This window comes from Microvirga sp. VF16 (assembly GCF_016864375.1).
Lineage (GTDB): Bacteria > Pseudomonadota > Alphaproteobacteria > Rhizobiales > Beijerinckiaceae > Microvirga.
The window spans coordinates 19098-39166 of sequence record NZ_CP069356.1; the positions used below are offsets into that span (position 1 = coordinate 19098).

Annotated in this window: 18 protein-coding genes; 14 read left to right on the top strand and 4 right to left on the bottom strand. The window is 59.2% G+C overall.

What is annotated here, in order from left to right; genetic code table 11:
• Window positions 1-34: 34 nt before the first annotated feature.
• The 6 genes from JO965_RS32300 to JO965_RS32325 all read left to right on the top strand — a co-directional run bounded on the left by JO965_RS32300 (window position 35) and on the right by JO965_RS32325 (window position 6844).
• A complete protein-coding gene (locus JO965_RS32300) occupies window positions 35-994 on the top strand; it encodes a sugar ABC transporter substrate-binding protein (RefSeq protein WP_203446139.1) in 960 nt (319 codons plus the stop codon).
• Between the two features lie 77 nt (window positions 995-1071).
• Window positions 1072-2070 carry an ABC transporter permease gene (locus tag JO965_RS32305; RefSeq protein WP_203446140.1) on the top strand — a complete coding sequence of 333 codons (999 nt, stop codon included), beginning with the start codon at window positions 1072-1074 and terminating at the stop codon, window positions 2068-2070.
• A gap of 123 nt (window positions 2071-2193) precedes the next feature.
• On the top strand, window positions 2194-3096 hold the full coding sequence (locus tag JO965_RS32310; RefSeq protein ID WP_203446141.1) for a CoA transferase subunit A: 903 nt from the start codon (window positions 2194-2196) through the stop codon (window positions 3094-3096).
• Complete coding sequence (locus JO965_RS32315; RefSeq protein ID WP_203446142.1) at window positions 3093-3917, top strand: hypothetical protein; 825 nt, start codon at window positions 3093-3095, stop codon at window positions 3915-3917. Before JO965_RS32310 ends, JO965_RS32315 begins: the two co-directional genes overlap by 4 nt.
• An 87-nt stretch (window positions 3918-4004) precedes the next feature.
• A complete protein-coding gene (locus JO965_RS32320; protein WP_203446143.1) occupies window positions 4005-5021 on the top strand; it encodes a MaoC family dehydratase in 1017 nt (338 codons plus the stop codon).
• Window positions 5022-5716: 695 nt separating this feature from the next.
• Entirely contained in the window at window positions 5717-6844 is a 1128-nt protein-coding gene (locus JO965_RS32325; RefSeq protein WP_203446144.1) for a LacI family DNA-binding transcriptional regulator, read from the top strand.
• 7 nt (window positions 6845-6851) lie between these two features.
• On the opposite strand, the gene JO965_RS32330 is transcribed toward JO965_RS32325, so the two are convergent.
• Genes JO965_RS32330 through JO965_RS32340 form a run of 3 tightly spaced genes read right to left on the bottom strand, consistent with a single transcriptional unit; the run spans window position 6852 to window position 9908 of the window.
• The gene (locus JO965_RS32330) at window positions 6852-7526 is read right to left on the bottom strand and encodes an HAD family hydrolase (RefSeq protein ID WP_203446145.1); all 675 of its coding nucleotides are present in this window, start codon (window positions 7524-7526) and stop codon (window positions 6852-6854) included.
• Between the two features lie 31 nt (window positions 7527-7557).
• Window positions 7558-8754, bottom strand: a complete 1197-nt coding sequence (locus tag JO965_RS32335; protein ID WP_203446146.1) for a CaiB/BaiF CoA-transferase family protein — start codon at window positions 8752-8754, stop codon at window positions 7558-7560.
• Window positions 8755-8786: 32 nt separating this feature from the next.
• Complete coding sequence (locus JO965_RS32340; RefSeq protein ID WP_203446147.1) at window positions 8787-9908, bottom strand: LacI family DNA-binding transcriptional regulator; 1122 nt, start codon at window positions 9906-9908, stop codon at window positions 8787-8789.
• A 569-nt stretch (window positions 9909-10477) separates the two neighbouring features.
• Between JO965_RS32340 and JO965_RS32345 the strand changes: the two genes are divergently transcribed.
• The 6 genes from JO965_RS32345 to JO965_RS32370 all read left to right on the top strand — a co-directional run bounded on the left by JO965_RS32345 (window position 10478) and on the right by JO965_RS32370 (window position 16905).
• Window positions 10478-11491 carry an ABC transporter permease gene (locus tag JO965_RS32345; RefSeq protein ID WP_203446148.1) on the top strand — a complete coding sequence of 338 codons (1014 nt, stop codon included), beginning with the start codon at window positions 10478-10480 and terminating at the stop codon, window positions 11489-11491.
• A 110-nt stretch (window positions 11492-11601) separates the two neighbouring features.
• Window positions 11602-12477 carry a substrate-binding domain-containing protein gene (locus JO965_RS32350; RefSeq protein ID WP_203446149.1) on the top strand — a complete coding sequence of 292 codons (876 nt, stop codon included), beginning with the start codon at window positions 11602-11604 and terminating at the stop codon, window positions 12475-12477.
• Between the two features lie 59 nt (window positions 12478-12536).
• Window positions 12537-13286 (top strand): ATP-binding cassette domain-containing protein, encoded by a 750-nt coding sequence (locus JO965_RS32355; protein WP_203446150.1) that lies wholly within the window; start codon window positions 12537-12539, stop codon window positions 13284-13286.
• A gap of 113 nt (window positions 13287-13399) precedes the next feature.
• Window positions 13400-15154 (top strand): acetolactate synthase catalytic subunit, encoded by a 1755-nt coding sequence (locus JO965_RS32360; protein ID WP_203446151.1) that lies wholly within the window; start codon window positions 13400-13402, stop codon window positions 15152-15154.
• A gap of 126 nt (window positions 15155-15280) precedes the next feature.
• Complete coding sequence (locus tag JO965_RS32365) at window positions 15281-16279, top strand: dihydroxyacetone kinase subunit DhaK (RefSeq protein ID WP_203446152.1); 999 nt, start codon at window positions 15281-15283, stop codon at window positions 16277-16279.
• The gene (locus JO965_RS32370; RefSeq protein ID WP_203446153.1) at window positions 16279-16905 is read left to right on the top strand and encodes a dihydroxyacetone kinase subunit L; all 627 of its coding nucleotides are present in this window, start codon (window positions 16279-16281) and stop codon (window positions 16903-16905) included. The genes JO965_RS32365 and JO965_RS32370 overlap by 1 nt, the downstream gene beginning before the upstream one ends.
• A gap of 100 nt (window positions 16906-17005) precedes the next feature.
• On the opposite strand, the gene JO965_RS32375 is transcribed toward JO965_RS32370, so the two are convergent.
• Window positions 17006-18082 (bottom strand): LacI family DNA-binding transcriptional regulator, encoded by a 1077-nt coding sequence (locus tag JO965_RS32375; RefSeq protein ID WP_203446154.1) that lies wholly within the window; start codon window positions 18080-18082, stop codon window positions 17006-17008.
• A 266-nt stretch (window positions 18083-18348) separates the two neighbouring features.
• Here JO965_RS32375 and JO965_RS32380 point away from each other — a divergent pair, with 266 nt between their 5' ends.
• Together JO965_RS32380 and JO965_RS32385 are read left to right on the top strand one after the other, a co-directional pair.
• On the top strand, window positions 18349-19248 hold the full coding sequence (locus JO965_RS32380; RefSeq protein ID WP_203446155.1) for a CoA transferase subunit A: 900 nt from the start codon (window positions 18349-18351) through the stop codon (window positions 19246-19248).
• Window positions 19245-20069, top strand: a complete 825-nt coding sequence (locus tag JO965_RS32385; RefSeq protein WP_203446156.1) for a CoA-transferase subunit beta — start codon at window positions 19245-19247, stop codon at window positions 20067-20069. Before JO965_RS32380 ends, JO965_RS32385 begins: the two co-directional genes overlap by 4 nt.

The window sequence follows — 20069 nt, forward strand, 5'->3', positions numbered from 1 at the left end:
TCATAAAGTCTCGCTGCAAATAAGGGAGGAACGCATGAAGAAGATGATCGTGACGCTCGCAGCATCCATCATGGCGATTGCCATGGCGTCTGCCGGTGAGGCTCAGGAGCGAATTAAGGTCGGCGGCATCATCTATGCCCGCGATTCCCAGTACTGGCAGCAGGCCGAGCGCGGGATGAACGACGCTGCGAAGAAACTTGGGGTGGATCTCCAGATCGGATTGAACCGCCGCCAATTGGCGACTGAGGGTCAGCTTATCGAAGACTTTGCGACCCGTGGCGTTAACATCATCGTGATGCCGCCGTTGGACACGCAAGCCTCGGGTGCCGCTGCACAGCGGGTAAAAAGCCGCAACATCATGATTGTGGACTACGACACTCGTTTTGCCGACAGTACCATCTCGAGCCACACCATCGGCGTCGACAGCCGGGAACTCGCCGGAGTGGTCGGCAAGGAGATGCGGAAGCTGATCGTCGCCTCTAAGTCAGAGTCCGCAGCCGCGGTTGGTCTCATCACGCTCCCTCCGACGAATCCGAATATGCAAGCCAGGCGAGGTGGCGTCGTATCCGCCCTGGAGGGAGCGAACGTGGCCTATGTAGCCGAAGTGGCAGCGGCAACGCCCGAGCAGGGGGCCAATGCGTTCGAGAACATCCTGCAGCGCAATCCCGCTACCGCGATGATCTGGGCGTCCAACTCCGGATCTCTGTCTGGAGCTGCCGCTGCTGCCCGCCGCTCGAATGCCAAGGCTAAGCTCTATGGTATCGATATGAGCCAGGAACTGGCGCAGATGCTGCTGGATCCTTCCAGCAACCTGCAGGCCGTTTCCGACCAGCAGCCATATCTCATCGGTTACACCGCCGTAGAGACGGCCGTGAAGTCCTTCCGGGGTGAGAAGCTTGCGCGTCAGATCAATGTGCCGGCGCGTCTGTACACTCGCGAAGATCCGAAAGCGGTCACTGAGTACCTGGACTTCGTGAAGTCCCTCTCGAACTAAATAATGCATCTGCATTCTCACCGGATGCAGTCTCTGCATCCGGTTCTGTTCCCAAAACTGATCTGTGGACTAACAGAATGAGCGATACGGCAACGAACATTGCGGCGGCGACACAGCAGGTCAAACAGCACAAGTTTGACATCAGTGCATGGCGGGCAGAGATCGGGGTCGCGATCGCCCTTGTGTTCCTTGTTGCCGTATTCAGCTTCACGGCGCCCAATTTCTTCAGCGCAGAGAACCTCGTGACTCTGATGCAGCAGACCTCCGTGATCGCCATCATGGCCGTCGGCATGACCATGGTGATCATTGCAGGCGAAATCGATCTGTCCGTCGGTGCCATGGTTGGTCTTTCCGGGACCGTATTCGCACTGCTCGTTGTCAAGGCGGGCCTGCCCATGTCCGTCGCCTGCTTGATCGTACTTGCAATGGCGGTTGCCGTCGGCTGCTTCACTGGGATGTTGCGCGTCGTGTGGGCTATTCCGACCTTCATTACGACGCTTGGACTGCTGTCTGCGCTGCGCGGCACAGCTTTCTATGTCAGCGAGGGATTGACGATCGGCCCGATGCCGGCGGAGCTCGCGTTTGCTTGGTACGGCCATGTGCTTGGGCTTCCGATGCCGGTTTGGGCGATGCTCGTCGTTATTGCGGCCGGCTGGACCGTCCTCACCCAGACCCGCTTCGGCCGCCATATCTATGCCGTGGGCGGCAACGCCGTAACGGCGTCCCGTTACGGCGTTCGTGTGAACAAGCTGCGGATCGCCGTACTGGTCATCGTTCAGATTCTTGCTGCACTGGCTGGAATGATGCTCGTCGGTCGGTTGAATGCCGGAAGTGCGACAGTCGGTGAGCTGATGGAGCTCGATGTCATCGCGGCGGTCATCGTTGGCGGTACGAGCCTCAATGGAGGATCTGGTCGAATCATCGGAACGATTCTCGGTGTGTTCTTCGTCGCCGTGCTGCGAAACGGGATGGTTCTCAATGGCCTCGACCCGATCATCTTCCTCATCGCTCAGGGTCTGGTGATCATCCTGGCCGTCTGGTGGAGCATGCTGCGACGTCCGAAAGCAGCGGGGTAACCCGCCGCACAGCCCAGGCGAGAGATCCCTGCTTCGGATCCCTCGCCGATCTGCGGCAGCCTCTCTCAATGAGGCACCAGGAAGCGATAGTGCCGATACTTACCTGAGACAGAAGATAGCTCCATGAGCAAACCAAGTTCGAAACTAATATCCATGGCCGAAGCTGCAAGCATGGTACGCGATGGATCCCGTCTCGCATTGGGTGGATTCGCCGTCTACCAGAAGCCGATGGCCTTCGTCCGAGAGCTCATCCGCCAAGAACGGCGGAATCTGAAGATTGTCGGAACTGCCAATTCCTATGACGTGGACATGCTGGCGGCCGCAGGCTGCATTACGCAGGTGGAGACATCGTATGTCGGGCTTGAGAAGTTCGGCCTGGCGAGAAATTTCAGACGTTCCGTAGAGCGGGGTGATCTCAAGGTCATCGACTATCCTGAGATGGTCAGCTGGGATCGCTTTCGCGCGAGCCAGGAGGGCCTCAAATTCTGGCCTGTGCCGTTCCTGGGTGGAAATGACGTCGTCACCTACAACAAGGATATCAAGAAATTTCCCTGTCCGATGACAGGGCGTCAGCTTTTCGCCGTTCCCGCAGCTGAGCCCGATATTGTCGTCATTCACGCCATAGCGGCAGATGAACGCGGGAACGTCGTCATCCCCGCACGCCGCCTGCTGCCACAGAGCGGCGACGTTCTGATGGCCCGGTCCTGCGATACGGTCATCGTAACGGCCGAGAAGATCGTTCCCAACTCTTTCATCCGCCGCCATGCACGTCTGGTGGAAATACCATCCTACCGGACGAAAGCCGTCGTGCACGCGCCATACGGTGCTCATCCGACCCCTGTTCTCGGGCGCTACCTGGCGGATGAGGAGCACATGGCCCAATATGCGGAAGCCTCGAGCTCCGAGGACGCGTTCCGCCGTTACCTGAATGACTATGTCTATCGGCCTCCCGATCAGACCGCATATGCGGAAGTCATAGGTCCGAGGCGCCTAGCCGATATTCAAGATATGGATTCGCTTCTATGACTGATACACCGGCGACACTCTACGAGGTACTGGCAGCGGCTCTCGCGCGGGACTTTGCCGACGGAGAGGTCGGCTTCACGGGACTGCTGACGGGGCAGGCCGCGGCGATCTTCGGAACGGCGGTTCCCATCGTCGCCATGGAGCTGGCCCGGCAAACTCACGCTCCCAACCTGACTCTTCTTTTGGCGGGCTGCTACCACAATCCCGATTTCAGCCAGCTCGACGCCATGCCAGACTCTGAGCATGACGCCCTGCTGCGCGACCTTCCTGCCGATGCGCAGACCTATGACTACCCTGGTCAATGGGTCCTGAAGCGCGGCGACATTAGTTTCGGATTCAGCAGTGCAGTCCAGGTCGATATTGAAGGCAATATCAACAGCGTCTGCATCGGGGATCATGATCGCCCCAAGGTGCGACTGGTCGGACCTATCCTCCAACCGGAGCACATGACCCTGTTTCGGCGGGAATACATCATGATGCCCCATCATGATCGTCGTAACTTCGTGGGGAAGGTGGATTACGTTTCCGGCGTCGGATACCCCGGCGGTCTGGAAGGTCGTCGCGAACTGGGGCTCGATTGGGGCGGGCCCGAGCTTGTTGTAACCCCGAAGTGCATTTTCGACTTCGACAAGCTGCGCGGCAGGATCAAGGTAAGGTCCATTCATCAGGGCGTTACGCATGAGGAACTGCGCGACGTGACCGGCTTCGACTTGGGCGATCTGAGATTGGTACCTGAAACCCCGCTTCCTACGCCCGAAGAGCTGCGGCTGATCCGGAGTCAGATCGATCCACGGCAACTGCTCTTGCCACGAACGAACTGAAGCTGCCGGCCCCTGCTTTGCCTGCCCCCTGCAAGAATCAGTGATGCAAGTTTCATTGCACTGACATTGAACAAGAGGAACTGGACCATGACGTACTCAGCTGATGCCACCCAGCCCTGGCGGGATCTCACCGATCCACGCCGCGCCGCCGATGCGGAGGATCTCGAAGCCGGATTGAAAGAGCCTGTCTTTGAAAACCTCGATATCCCGGAAGCACTGGGGCCGGTGACCATCACCGTGGATGATCACAAGATTAAGCGCTTCTCCTTCACGCAGGATGATTATTCGCCGTGGTATCTGGAAGCTAGCCCCTTCGGAGGCGACCGGATCGGTCAACCCGCGCTGTTGGGTAATGATCTTGTCCAACTGTTCACGACACGATACCGCGCCAGCAAGACGGTGGGCTTTCACACTGAAGAGCAGATGTGGTTCGATAGCCCGGTGAAGCTCGGCGAAAAGGTCACGATGTCGGGCTCCTACACGGAGGCCTACGAGCGTCGTGGACAGGGCTATGTGGTCATGGAGGCACAGGCGGTTGGCGAAGACGGCCGCAGCATTGTTCGGCATCGTGGCGTCGAAATCCTGCGTACCGTTCCCGGGCGCATTGCGGGTCGCGGCAGCGATACCCCCCAGAGGAAGGTCACCGGCGAGATTCCGGCTAATCCCCGCTATATCGAGAAGGTCGATGCCGAGACGCGTTCCGGCGACGTTCTGAAGCCTCTGCCCAAGACCGTCACCTTCGAGCAGACCGCCGTCTTCTCACGAATCGGCGAGTATGTTCGCAACACGCATAACGATCTGGAGATCGCGCGGACGGCTGAGCTTCGTGTGCCGATCGTACAGGGTCAGCAGCAGTTCGGCCTCATGGCGGAACTGATGGCCAAGGTCTTCGGCGCGGCTTGGTTCACTGGCGGTTGGATGCAGGTCAAGTTCATTACCCCTCTGGAAGTCTTCGATCCCATTGAGATCTCTGGCATCGTAACCAATGTCACGCCAGAGTCCGATAGCCGGCAGAAGGTCGAACTTGAGGTGTGGGTGCGCCGCGCCTCGGACTCCAGGCTGACCGCAGTCGGCTGGGCGTCCTGCACGTATCCCACCAAATAAGGCCAGCCTTCGTTTGCCGGGTCGCAGAAGAGCATGCGGCCCGGCAATGTGTGAAAGCCTGAGGCTGTCGCCATGACCTATGGGAAGGTTCGCGCCAGCCTCAACATGCAGGACGTCCGATCGCGTCTCGCATCAAGGTCGATAGAACGACCTCATTCAGGCAACTTTTTTCGCGATTATTGTCCCAATCTTTCATAGCGGTCTTCAGCCTGAGATCGCGAAATCGAGCGCATCGTGCGGACCCAGAGGGCCGCGTCAGCGACCCGTAGCGCCACGTTAGTGGACACGGTTTTCACGGGATGGCCCTTCGGGTCCGCGCCCAACGATGCACTGATTAGGGATTGAGCATCGGAACCAAAAGTGGGCCTATCGCTCTAGCGCCAAGTCCCTTGCCCCCCAAAAGTCTGGCTGGCTGGACAGGCCTGATCCTTTAGCAAGACAATCAGCTATTCCATGTGATCTTGGATAGGACCGAGGCAGGCCGGTCTCGCCTTGGTTCGCGATTGGCAGTCGGAGGTAGGGGAGGGTGGATTTTAGTAAAATTTCTGTGATACCCTTTGGCATGGACGAAAAACGTTCTAAAAGTCGAAATTGTAAGTCTGTAGCATTTGGAATAGTGGCCTCATCCATAAACCAGAAGCACGATTCCGATTTACGCAGTAGGTGTGTTTCAGTCTCTGGGAGTTGCGGTGGTCATGGATAAGCGGGAAATGGATCTCACTGAAGAGGCGGAAAGCTCCGATCGCAAGCGTGCCACCATTCACGACGTAGCACGTGAATGCAGAGTATCCCTTTCGACCGTATCCAATGCACTTGCGGGCAAGACAAACGTCAGTGAGGAAACCAAGCAGCGCGTCCTGGCGGCGGCAGCCAAGCTCGGCTATCGGGCATCGAAGGTTGCGCGCGCTCTGCGCATGCAGCGCAGCTTTACGATCGGAGTTCTCATAGCAGATGTCGCCAACCCGGCTTCGCCCGATTTCGTGCGCGGGATCGAGGATGTCGCCGTCCGGGAGCGATGTACCCTCCTTCTGTGCAACACGGATGGCGACGAGGAGAAGCAGATCACGCATATGCGATCCCTCCTCGACCAGCAGGTTGACGGCATGGTTCTGATTTCGCAGCATTGCGAGGGGGAGACGGTGCGCCAGCTTCTGGCCTCCGGCACGCCCTTCGTACTCCTGCAGCGCCGCTGCCCCCGCTATGCCGATGACTACGTGGGAGCGGACAATCTGACGAGCGTGATCGATGCTGTGAGGCATCTGACGGATCTCGGACACCGACGTATCGCCTTCATTCGCGGACCTCAGGAATCGTCAACGGCACAGGAACGCTACGATGCCTACCTTCACGCGGTGCGCGCCTTCAGACTCGACGACGACCCGAATCTGATCTTTTCCGGCGATTACAGCATCGAGGGCGGATATGCCGCTGCAATCCGCTTTCTGGAGCTTGAGAAGCCGCCGACGGCAATCCTAGCGAGCAATGACATGAGCGCCATGGGTGTTCTCAACGCCACGTCAGATCGCCACATCGATGTGCCGGGCAACGTCTCCCTGATCGGCTTCGACGACATTGCACTGGCCTCCTTCTCCCGAATCAATCTGACCACCACCCATCTCCCGAAACGGGACATGGGGGCTGCGGCGGCGCAATTGCTCATGAAGCGTATTCAGCGCAAGGAGCAGCCTGACCCGCAAACGGTCATCTTCCCGACCCGTCTCGTGGTTCGCGGCACAACTGCGATCGCGGCGGTCGGAAAGCCCAAGGTCAGGGTTGCGGCTCTGTCTCGACGCAATGACCAAACGGAGCCGGTGGGTTCCTGATGGTCGATTAGGCAGCTGGAGCGGCAGGTTTCTGCCAATCCACAAGCAGGCAGGCGAGGCTCGGGTATATTGCCGTCCCAGCAGGGAACAGGTTCTCCTCTGCCGGCGCCACGATGCCGACGAATTGAGTGCCTGTCGCCTCGGCGGCCTCCAGTTCAGTTACGGAGTCCCCAATGGCAAGAACGTTAGCCGGTTCATAGCCTTCCGTCTTGATCACGCGTTGAAACGCATCGATTTTGCGTGTCGGGGATCCGATCACCGAGGCAAAGAAGCGGCTCAGGTTCCGTTGGTCGAGAATCCTGACGAGATCGTCGTGCAATGTGCCGGAGACGAGGTGAAGTGGAATTTCGCCATGTACGGCATCGAGGAAGGTGAGGGCGCCTGGTAGGTAGCGGCAGGCCCCGATCTCAGTAGCCAAGAGGTCTCCGTAAAGCCGCGATAACCGCGCCACGCTGCCAGCCGTCGGGTCCCGGTTGAACAGGGCGCGCTCGAAATATGCAAATTTCTCTCCGCGTCCCACGCCCCCATGGCGTGCCTGGTATTCCCGAATGTGGGCTTTCTGCTCGTCGCTCGGTTCGTCGCCGTAACAGCGCACGAACAATTCGGTCTTGAGAGAGACGGAGTCGAGAATGACTCCGTCAAAGTCGAAGATAATGGCGCTGATATCGGCAGGCTTATGCATGCCACGTCTCCTTTCTAAGGGGATATCAGATCTAGATCGCGCCGGCCGATCTCAACCCCGCAATCCGCTCCTCATCATAGCCGGCCCATTCGGAAAGAACCTCGTGCGTATGCTCGCCGACAGATGGGGGCGGTCGGCGGATGGCGCCAGGCGTATCGGACAGGCCGACGGTGATACCGTGCATCGGCAGCTTGCCAATCTTTGGATGATCGATCTCGACGATCTGCTTCCGGTAGTGAAGCTGAGGATTTCTCACGACATCGCTGATGCGAGCCACCTTCGCGCAGGGCACGCCCGCTTCCTCCATCATCCTGACCACGTCCTCGGATGGGTAGGCCGCCACAAAGGCTGCAACTTCTGCCTCAACGGCGTCGACGTTCTGCATGCGGGCTGCCGCCGATGAGAAGCGTAGATCGCTCAGGAGATGCTCAAGGCCTGCCTTTTTGGCAAATCGGGGAAACAGCGCATCATTGCCGGTCGAGATATGCACCCACTCCCCATCGGCGGCTTGGAAGTTGTTGGCCGGAGCGGTGTAGCGATCCCGGCTGCCGTTGCGGGTGGCTTCACGGCCGAGAAGCAGATATTCGGGAATTGCGGTCATGAGGAACGATACCGCGCTGTCCATCAGCGATACGTCAACAACCTGGCCCAGACCGGTCGCCTCACGAGCCCTCAGGGCGTTCATGGCACCGATGGTGGCGTAAAGTCCCGTCGTGAAATCGACCAGGAAGGTTCCTGCCATCGTCGGACGTCCATCGGCAGGTCCCGTCAGGGACATGATGCCGCTTGAGGCCTGTGCGATGACATCGAAGCAGGGCCTGCGGGCATAGGGTCCATCCTGACCGAAGCCCGAAATACGAACGACGATCAGGCGTGGATTGAGAGCATGGAGAGTATCCCAGTCAAGGCCCATGGCCTCCAACGTTCCCGGGCGGAAGTTCTCGACGAGAATGTCGGCCTTGGCCGCCAGATCCTTAAGAATTGTAATGGAATCGGGATGCCTGTAGTCGAGGGCAAGTCCGCGCTTGTTGCGGTTGTACATCATCACATACAGGCTCTCGCCCGCAACTTTTGGCTCGATGGTGCGTGTATCCTCGCCGAGATCCTTTCGCTCGACCTTGATGACGTCCGCTCCCATGTCGCCAAGCTGCATGGCGCAGAATGGACCCGCGATAAAGCGGGAGAGGTCTAGAACACGGATATCCTTGAGAGGAGACTTGTTGGTCATGTCGGTTTCTCGATGAGAGGAGGCCACTGGAATTAGGGATGAACTTGCGAGGTCGGCTTCCACCTGTTGTGGAGATAAGCGTCGAGCTCCTGTTTGCAGAACTGGCTGGGTTTTCCCTTTCTGCGCGGGGCCGGGCCGGTGGATGCACGACATACGAGCTGTGTGGGCAAGACGACGTCACAGGGAGTGCAGTCGCCGCTGTTGAGCCTCTCGATCAGCCTGTGGCCGATCGCGGCGCCGATTTCGCTGGCAGGCTGGCGAATGGTGGTGAGAGCGATTTGCGGGAGGGATGAGACGAAGATATCGTCAAAGCCGATGACCGACAGATCATTAGGAACGGAAAGCCCCATCTGCGCAGCTAAGTCCAAGACTGCATAGGCCATCAGGTCATTCGCCGCCAAGATGGCCGTAGGGCGCTTCTTCATGGACAACAGATGATGGGCAGCCTTGAAGCCGCTCAGCAGGGTGTAGTTGCCCTGACAGATGAGTGCGGTATCGCTATCAAGGATAAGATCCTGCAGGGCTTGCCTGTAGCCATTTAGGCGCTCTTTCGCTGCCGAGCTCTGCTCCGGTCCTTCAATGAACCCGATCCGCTGGTGGCCAAGCGCGGCTAGATGCTGAACCGCCGCGGAACCGCCCCCGAAATTGTCCATTCCGATATAGTCGAGATCCAGGCCTACGGCCTTTCTGTGAGTCAGAATAATGGGTGGGCAAGCCTCGATCAGGTGCTCGAACTCCTCGCCTCCGACAGGTTGAGAGATCATCACCAATGCATCGACTTCACGCTTGGAAAAAGCCTGCGCGGAAGCCAAAAACCGCGCCTTGTTGCCTTCCGTGCTTGCAAGAAGGGTTGCGAAGCCGGATGCAGTCATCACGCCGTCCAAGCCTTTGATGATGTCGCCGAAAATCGGATTTGCGATATCCGGCAGCAGCACTCCGATTGTGAAGGTGCAACGCTCCCGCAGCGCTCGGGCGATAGGGGACGCAACATAGTTCATAGCTTTGCATTGGGCGAGGATTCGCTCACGCGTCTCCTTGGCAACGACCGGCTTGCCGCGCAAAGCATTGGAGATCGTCGAGGGAGCAAGCTTAAGCTCGCGTGCAACGTCAACGATCGTGACCTGCGGCTTTCGGGAATTCCTCGCCTTCATCATGTTATCCTTTCACCGAGACAGACCCGAACTTGCTCGGCAAGAAATTCATTAGCATGAAATAAAAACGTTTGCCAAAAACGTTTTTCTAGATAAATTGGCTTCAAGGGTGCCGAGGCGAAGCCGGGAGAGCGCCCATTCATCGAGTTGAGACGCTCAAGTATCTGCGGATCGGCTAGGCCCGCAGCCTGGCTAAGCCTGCCCTTTTCCGGGGGCTCGGGGACGCAGGTTCTGCTCGTCTTTCAAGGTAGCTGGCGTCGCATGGGGCGCGCTCAAATGTGTGCTTTGCCGAAAAGCAGAGGCGTCAGAGTGGGAAAGAATATGTATCCAGTATGCTGTGCAGCGGCCGTTGAGGTCATCGGGGCCGTGAAAGGTCCTGGATCCGAATGCGCTTCCGCCTGCTCCATCGCAGCCAGCCATCACCAATTCTTTTCCAGGCAGCAGCAAGTTCGCCGCATGCGCGGCCGAGACTGCGTGTCTGGGGCCAAAGGCCTGGCCCATCAACGGTCGGAGACTTGCAGCGACACGAAGCCAAGGTCCCGCTGATGCCCGCTGAATTAGGGAGAAACGCAATGCCCAAGAATCCACCTGCTACCGGCGTCGCGCCGGGGCTGCTTCAGAATGATCTCACCGTCATGGGCCGCATCCGGGCACTTCTCCTGCAGAATGTCGCGGTGACCGGTCTGGTCGTCCTGATCATTATCTCGGCTCTTCTGTCGCCGCACTTTCTGACGACAGACAATATCTTCAATGTCTTCCGGCAATGGACGATGGTGGGCCTGATTGCGGTGGGGCTGACCTTCGTGATCATTTCCGGCGGCATCGATCTCTCCGGCGGATCAATCCTTGCGCTTTCTGCGGTCGTCGGAGCTGTTGTGGCTCCGCATATTGGCACTTTCGGCATGGTGGGGGTCGTCCTCCTGGTAGGAGCGGTCTGCGGATACATCAATGGTGCCGTCATCACGTGGGGCAAGGTGCCGCCCTTCGTGGCGACGCTCGGCATGATGACGGTTGCCCGCGGTCTTGCTCTGATCATCAGCGAAGGGCGCACCATTCCCACGCAACTCGCCCCCGATTTCGTGTATTGGTTCGGCCGCGGCTATGTCGGTGTCGTGCCGGCTCCCGTCATCCTGACCGGTCTGGTCTTCGTCTTCGCAGCCGTCGCGCTGAAGTACACCACCTTCGGACGCTTCGTCTGCCTTGTCGGCGACAATCCGGTCGGCGCACATCGGTCGGGTATCAATGTCGATGGAATGAAGCGCAGCGTCTACACCCTGCACGGTGTTCTGGCTGCGCTGGCCGGGCTGCTGTTCCTCGGTCGCCTCGGCGTCGGCGAGCCAACCGCAGGCATGCTGTTCGAGCTCTCCGGCATCGCGGCCGTGGTGATCGGCGGTTCTCCCTTCACCGGCGGCATCGGCAGTATCGGCCTCAGCTTCGTCGGCCTGATGGTGATCGGCCTTACCTACAACATCCTGAATCTGCTCTCCGTCTCGCCTTATGCACAGGACGTTGCGCGCGGCGTGATCATTGTCATTGCCGTCATGTTCAGCATTCGCCGAATGGGGTCGGGAAAATTCCGACACTGATGCGGCCAATCAAAAAGGAAGCGGCGATCCAACGCCAGGTCATCTACAAGGAAGGAACAACCATGAAGCTTAAAACTCTACTCGGATCTTTCGCCATCGGATGTGCGGCGATGACCTTGACGACAATGTCATCCTCCGCGCAGGAGAAGCTCAAGATCGGCATCTCCCAGCCCAACGTCGAGCATCCTTATCGTGTCAGTGGTGTCGAGCGAGCCAAGGCCTGGGGAGTTCAGCATCCTGAAGCCGAGCTCACCATCGCTGACGGCCGTCGCGACAGCGCCGTTCAGCTCTCTTCGCTGGAAGACCTGATTACACGCCGCGTCAATGTGATCGTCGTATCGCCGAACGACTCGGCCGCTCTGGCGCCGGTTGCCGACGCCGCGAAGCGCGCCAAGATTCCGCTTGTGGTGTTCGACCGCAAATTGGCCGTGGATCCGGAAAGCTATGCCGCCTATATCGGCTCGGACAACGTGGAAATGGGCAGGGTTTCCGCTCACTTCATCATCGAGAAGCTGGGTGGTAAAGGCAAGGTCGTCCAGATCGAAGGGACCCCTGGTGCATCGGCAACGATCGATCGCAAACGCGGCTTCGAGGAAGAGATTGCCAAACATCCCGACATGAAGGTCGTCTCTTATGTCGGCCATTATCGTCTGCACGACTCCGTTGCAGTGATGGAGGATGCCGTCACGGCCCACCGTGATCTTGCTGCCGTCTATGCGCACAACGACTCCATGGCCCTGGGCGCCGCCCAGGTTCTGCGTGAGCGCAACATCAAGAATGTCGTGACTGTCGGCATGGACGGCGCGAAGGAGGGCTGCGATGGCGTTGCGTCCGGCGATCTCACTGGTTCCGTCTATTATCCGACCATGTTCCCGGAGGCTTTGGATCTCGCGGTGAAAGTCTCGAAAGGCGAGCAGGTTTCGAAGAACACGGTTCTGCCGACGCCGATGATCACTGCCGATAACCGGGCGACCTTCTGCAAGTAAATTCAGGTTCCGGCGGCGGGCGATCCCGACTGCCCGCCGACCGTTCCAGGGAGAGAACGATGTCCCCGCTACTGAAACTGAGCAATGTATCAAAATCCTTCGGCCCGGTGCGGGCACTTTCCGACATCAGCTTTGAGTTGAACCCATCCGAGGTGGTAGCGCTCGTCGGGGACAACGGCGCCGGCAAATCGACACTCGTTAAGATCATCTCCGGGGCTCTCAGCCCTGACGAGGGACACTTCTGGTTCGAGGGAGCGGAAGTCCAGATCCGCAAGCCCGAAGATGCTCGTCGTCTGGGGATCGAGACCGTTTACCAAGATCTGGCTCTCTTCGATAACTCGAATGTGGCGGAGAACATCTTCGCCGGGCGAGAAGTCGTCAAGCGCGTTCTTGGTATTCCCTTCCTTCGTTCATCCGAGATGCATGCCCGAGCCGAAGAACTGCTGAAGACGCTCAAAATTCATATTCAGTCGACGCACTACACCGTGAAGGGCATGTCGGGCGGACAGCGCCAGAGTGTTGCGATCGCCAGGGCCGTTGCTTTCGGACGCAAGGTCGTCATCCTCGACGAGCCCACCGCCGCTCTGGGTGTGCCGGAGCAACAGAAGGTCCTCTCATTGGTACAGGATCTCAAGGCCCGCGGCTTCTCGATCATCATGATCAGTCACAATCTGCATCATATTTTCGAGATTTCCGACCGTATTCATGTCTTGCGTCAGGGCCGCACCGCAGGTGTCAGGGTTACGAAGGACACGGGCCCCGACGATGTGGTGAAACTCATAACGGGCGGGGATCTCGTCAGACACTGATCGCCTGAATCAAAAATTCTTCCAGCCGGCTTCCTGAAGGAGGGTGCTTCCTTGAGGAAGCCAATTTCAACCAACCTGGCAACAACGCTAGATTTACTTCCTGGAGAAACCCGATGACCTCCCTCGCGACGAAAGCGGCCGATCCCGTGTCGCATACGATTTCGAACACATCCGGCGCTCATGTTTTCGCCGCAGCCCTACGTCGCCACGGCGTGGAAGTGATCTTCGGTCAGAGCATTCCGGCGGCCCTCTTCATTGTGGCACCGGAATTCGGCATCCGTCAGGTTGGTTACCGCACCGAGAATGCGGGTGCGGTGATGGCCGATGCTTATGCCCGGTTGAGCGGCAAGGTGCCTGTCGTCACAGCTCAGAATGGCCCCGCCGCAACCCTGCTTGTGCCGGGTCTGGCCGAAGCCCTGAAGGCTTCCATTCCGGTCGTGGCCATTGTGCAGGACGTGCATCGCCAGCAAGTCGACAAGAACGCGTTCCAGGAACTCGACCACCTCGAGCTCTTCCGCGGAAGCGCTAAGTGGATCAAGCGCGTTACCGAGGTGGATCGTATCGATGATTACGTCGATATGGCTTTTACCGCGGCAGCTTCCGGGCGTCCCGGACCAGCCGTTCTAATCGCGCCGATCGATCTTTTCGTCGAGACTCCCAAAACGGACCGCACTCAGCGTGTCGCCTCGCTCGGCACCTTCCCCCTGGATCGCTCGGTCGCGGATCCGTCTGCCATCGAAGCTGCGGCTGATCTCCTGGCCAATGCCAAGGCACCCATCGTCATTGCCGGCGGCGGCGTTCATGTGTCCGGAGCCGCGGATGCGGTGGCTGCCTTGCAGGAGGCGGCATCGCTGCCGATCGCGACAACCGTTATGGGCAAGGGTTCGACAGACGAGCGTCACCCGCTTTCAGTCGGCGTCGTCGGCTATTTCATGGGAACGCGTGGCCGCACCCGCCATCTGCGCCCTCTCGTGACCGATGCGGATGTGGTGCTTTTGATCGGCAACCGTACCAACCAGAACGGCACCGACAGCTGGAGCCTGTATCCGAAGAACGCAAAGTATATCCACATCGACGTGGACAGCCAGGAAATCGGTCGCAACTACGAGGCCGAGGTGCGGCTGGTGGGTGACGCCCGGCTGACAATCGAAGCGTTGACGGCCGCCCTGAAGAAGCGAGATCTCTCGGTCCGTCATGCAGCGCGTCCTGCTCTTGAGACGCGCATCGCCGAAAGCTTGCGTGGATGGGAAGCCGACATGGCCGAGGCCGTGGACATGGACAAGAAGCCTGTGCGTCCCGAGCGCCTCATGCGTGATCTGGATACGATCCTGACGCCAGACATGATCGTCGTGTCCGATGCGAGCTACTCGTCGATCTGGGTTACGAACTTCCTGGTCTCACGCAAGCCCGGCATGCGCTTCGTGACACCCCGAGGTCTGGCGGGTCTCGGCTGGGGTCTGCCCTTCGCCATCGGCGCCAAGGCTGCACGTCCCGAGGCTCCCGTCTTCTGCCTCGTCGGCGACGGCGGATTCGCCCACGTGTGGTCGGAACTCGAGACGGCCCGCCGCATGAACCTGCCGGTGGTGGTGACGGTTCTGAACAATCAGATCCTAGGCTACGAGAAGCACGCCGAGAAGGTGCTCTTCAACGACTATTCGGATGTGTGCGACTTCGAAGCCGTCGATCATGCGGCCATCGCGCGGGCCTGCGGCTGTGAAGGGATCCGCATCGAAAATCCCGCTGACTTCAAGCCGGCTCTCGAGGCGGCTCTGCGCTCGGGCAAGACGACCGTCATCGATGTGGTGACCGACGAGAGAGCCTATCCGCCGGTCAGCATGTTCGAGGCCAATCAGCGGCTGAATTACTAAGACTGACATCCGGGCAGGCCTTTCCAGGCCTGCCCGGATGGTCATAGTTTAAGTTGATGCCTGGAGTTGGCAGGGGAGCGAAAAGGCTCTTCAGGCCAAGAACCTTCGGAAGGGGGGAGTAGCACGATGAAGAAACTGATCAACGAACCGACTGCCTATGTCGACGAAGTGCTCGATGGCCTGACGGCGGCGCATCCTTCCTTGGTGCGCGATGGCTCTGGGGGACGTGTGATCCGCCGTGCCGATGCACCGGTCAAAGGAAAGGTTGGCATTGCGTCCGGTGGCGGATCCGGGCATCTGCCGCTGTTTACCGGCTATGTGGGGCACGGCCTGCTCGACACCTGCTCGATCGGTAATGTGTTCGAAGGGCCTAATGTGGATTCCTGCATTGATGCTATCCGCCTTGCCGATGGGGGACGAGGTGTCCTGTGCCTCTACGGCAATTATGGCGGGGACAGGATGAACTTCGACATGGCGGGCGAAGTTCTGGCCGATGAGGGCATCACGACGACTACCGTGCTCGGTACGGACGATGTGGCCAGCGCCGGTCCCGAGGAGCGGCAAAAGCGTCGTGGTGTGGCAGGCATCATCTATGCCTACAAGGCCGCGGGCGCCAAGGCGCAGGAAGGGGCGGATCTGGAGGAGGTGACGCGCGTAGCCCGCAAGGCGGTGGATGCCACGCGCACGATCGGCGTGGCATTGGCTCCCTGCCAGGTTCCGACCGCGAGCAAGCCAACCTTCACACTCGGCGAAGACGAGATCGAGATGGGAATGGGCATCCACGGCGAGCCCGGCATTTGGCGCGCCAAACTGAAGCCTGCCGACGTGATCGTGGATGAGATGATCGAGCGTTTGCTCGCCGATCGTCCGGCACAGTCTACGGACCGAGTGTCGATTCTGGTCAATAGCCTCGGAGCAACGCCCCTGGAAGAGCTGTTCATTCTCTACCGCCGCGCGGCTCACCGACTCGGGGAGCAGAAGCTGCGGATCGTGCAGCCGCTTGTCGGTCCATATGTCACCTCCATGGAAATGGCCGGCGCGTCGATCAGCCTGTGCTTTGTCGATGACGAGCTGGAGGCTCTGCTGGCGTCTCCGGCCGCATGCCCGTTCTGGAGGGTTGGCTGATGGGTTGGACCGTTGACGATATCGCCCGCGCCGTGGCGCGGGCGCAGGAGCGCATGGGCGGCCTGGAGCAGGAGCTCAACGAAGCGGATTCCCGTTTGGGCGATGGCGATACGGGCAGCATGCTGGCGCGAGTGGTTGAGCGCATGAGCGCAGCCGATCTGACGCAGGCGGCTGATGTCGGGGCGGCTCTTGGCATGCTCGCCCGCTCGACGCTCTCGGCAACAGGCTCAAGTCTGGGCACCCTGATTGCGACGGCGCTCATGACGATGTCCCGAAAGACCAAGGGCCAAACGGAGGTGGCCTGGACCGATCTGTCGGGCCTCTTGGCTGAAGCACGGGACGCGATGATTGCCCGGGGTGGAGCGCAGCTCGGCGACAAGACGGTGCTGGACGCACTCGACGCCGTGGCCTCTGCGATATCCGGTCAGGAAGAGAAGAGCGCTGTTGCCGCCAAGGCGCAGGCAGCAGCGCATGAAGCTCTGGACCAGTTTCGGTCTCAGCCGTGCCGTATCGGACGGGCGCGCATGTTCCCCGAAAAGAGCGTGGGATCGGATGATCCCGGCATGCTGGCTTTCGTGCGGCTGACGGACGCGGTGACGGTCGCATCCAGTGCTGCGGTGCCTTGACGTGATCAAGTGAGAGAGCCTCGGATCCAAAAATTGGGGCCCACTTTGGGATCGATCCGATGCTCCCTCCCTTCATGAGCGCATCGTGTCGCGCGACGCGCTACCGTGCCGCGCGCTTGCGTCGCGTCCGGTGTGGCTTTTCCTGCCCCATAGGCGGTGGCGCTGTCGTATCCCGCACCTTGATATTGACTGGAAGAATGACCGACTGGAGTGTGGTTTCCCGCCCTCCCGCCAGGCGTTCAAGGAGCATCGCCGCTGCCGCCATGCCGATTTCCCGTTTGGGCTGACTGATGGTCGTCAGACCCTGCATCGACAGGGAGCGGGGGAGCTGGTCGCTGAAACTGAGCACATCGTCGAATCCTGTGACGGATAGGTCTCGAGGTACGGAGAGACCGCGGCTCTGAGCCTCTTCGATCATTCCGAGTGCGGAAAAATCGTTGGCTGCCATGATTGCCGTCGGCCGGTCGGAGAGCCGAGACATCTTACGGACAGCCTCCCTGCCGCACTCGATGGTGTAATCGCCTGGAAAGACCCATTCAGGCCTGACGGCAAGACCATGGCGTTGCAGCGCGACCGAGAACTGCGACAGACGCTCGCGGGAGGTGGATGAACTTTCAGTACCTGTGATGTAGCCGATCTTTGTATGTCCAATGCCTGCCAAATGGTCCACGAGAAGGTCGATAGCCTGGATATTGTCCGGTCCGACATAATCCGCAGTCTCGAAAGGGCGGCGATTGACGAAGACGCAGGGCGGGCCACCGGCCAGAAGATCTCTGATTGCTGGCGTTTCCAGCGATTGAGACACCAGGATCAGGCCATCCACATGCCGGTCAATCAAGGAGCTTGCCAGCGCAATCTGCTTTTGGGGGCTCTCATCCGTGTTGCATAAAAGAATCGTGTGTCCCTTGGCGCTGAGAACGTCGTCGATCCCCTTTACGATTTGGGGAAAAATCGGGTTCGTGATGTCCGCGATCAGGACACCCACCGAGGCGGAGCGCTGTGTGCGAAGGGCTCTTGCAAGAGCAGATGTGCGATAGCCAATCTTTCTGGCAGTCTTCTGAATGAGAAGCCGCTTCTCATTCTCGACATAGCCCTTTCCCGACAAGGCCCGGGCCACGGTTGCCCGTGACAAGCCACAGGCTTGAGCGACATCCGCGATTGTAGGCCTCTTAGGCATCGAAGTTGTCATTTCGGAACTCTTCATCGACATCGGCAAGGCTCTCTATGGCTCCCGATAGGTAATCACCTTCGGGGGAGACGTCCATCAAATCGTCTAAAGATCCAAGTAAAACGATTGACAACGGCGGAAGCTTATGAGATCGATTCCATATGAGATCGATATCACATGGATGTATATCCAATCGATCGGCGCCCTGAAAGGGCGATGCTTGGCTGAAGGCAGACCGTCAGTGTCGCCACGCCTCAACGGGAGGAGAACTCGTCTTGGGTCGAACGTCCAAGTTATGTTCGCTGTCCGATGCTGTGTCCGCAATTGCAGACGGTGACCGCATCGCGTTTGGCGGTTTCGCCGTCTATCAGCGCCCCATCGCATTCGTGCATGAGCTGATACGTCAGAAACGACGTGATCTGACCATCGTAGGCGTCGTCAATGCTAATGAGACGGATCTGCTCGTCGGTGCAGGTTGCGTTCGTCGGATCGAGACGTCCTATGTCGGTCTTGAGAATTACGGACTCGCCCGCAACTTTCGCCGCGCGGCCGAGGCCGGGGAGATAGAGGTCGTCGATTATCCTGAACTGATAGCCTGGGATCGGTTCCGCGCCAGTCAGGAGAACCTGCCTTTCTGGCCCTGCACCTTCCTCGGTGGAAGCGATGTGGCTCGGCTCAATCCGGATATCGTGCCGTTCACGTGTCCAGTCACAGGCAAGCAGCTTTGGGCTGTTCCGCCAGCCCGGCCGGATGTCGTGGTGGTCCACGCGATCATGGGTGACGAATACGGTAACGTCGCTTTTCCGGCCCGACGCCTCCTGCCTCAAAGCGTCGATGTCACTCATACGCGCTCCTGCGACAGAGTGATCGTGACGGTCGAGCGCATCGTCAGCACGGAAGAGATCAAGAAGCACCCTGAGTTGACTGAAATCCCATCATTTCGGACCACGCATATCGTCGAGGTTCCTTATGGCGCTCATCCCACGGCAGTGCTCGGGATCTACCAGGCCGATGACAAGCATTTTCGGGCCTATGCCGAAGCCGGCTCGACGCAGGAAATCTTCGATTCCTATCTCGCTGAGTATGTATACGGTACCAAGGATCATCATGAGTACCTTGAGCGGATCGGCCTGCGGCGTCTGATTGCCCTGCGCAACGTGGAGCTGCCCTCATGAGCTCACCCCGTTTTACAGTCGAGGAGCTGCTCACCATTCGCCTCGCGGCGAGCTTCAAGGACGGTGAAGTTGGATTCACTGGACTTGCAACAGGCGGTGCCGCAGCTCTCTATGCAACGGCCATCCCTCTGGCCGCAATGCAGTTCGCCCGGTGCACGCACGCACCCAATCTTACCATTCTGCTCGCCGGGTGGTCGATCAACCCGAACATGGCCGACCTCAAGGAATTGCCTGCTGCGGAATTCGAGTCCGGACTCCAGGGGCTGGAATGCGAAGCTCAGATGATGAGCTATCCAGGTCACTACGCGGTTCGTCGCGGGGATGTGGATTTCGGCTTCGGTTCAGGCGTTCAGGTTGACAAGGAGGGCAATCTCAACAGCGTTTGCATCGGCGATTACAAGAAGCCGAAAGTCCGCCTTGTCGGCTCCATTCTTCTGCCGGAGCACCTAGCTCTGTTCGGTCGAGAATACATTATGATGCCGCACCATGAGGTGCGCAACTTTGTCGAGCGTGTCGATTATGTGTCCGGCGTCGGTTATCCGGGCGGCGCGGCGGGGCGACGAAGTCTCGGCCTTGAGATGGGAGGGCCGGAATGGATCGTCACTCCCAAATGTATCTTCGACTTCGACAAGATCGAAGGCCGGGCGAGGCTCAAGAGCCTTCATCCAGGAGTGAGCCTCGAAGAGGTGCGGCAAAGCACAGGCTTCGACATTTTTGAAAAGGATCCTGAGCGTACGCCTGAACCGACGAACGAGGAGCTGGAAATTCTGCGGCGCGTGGTCGATCCAAGGAGCATGCTCATTCCGCATCCCAACCAATAA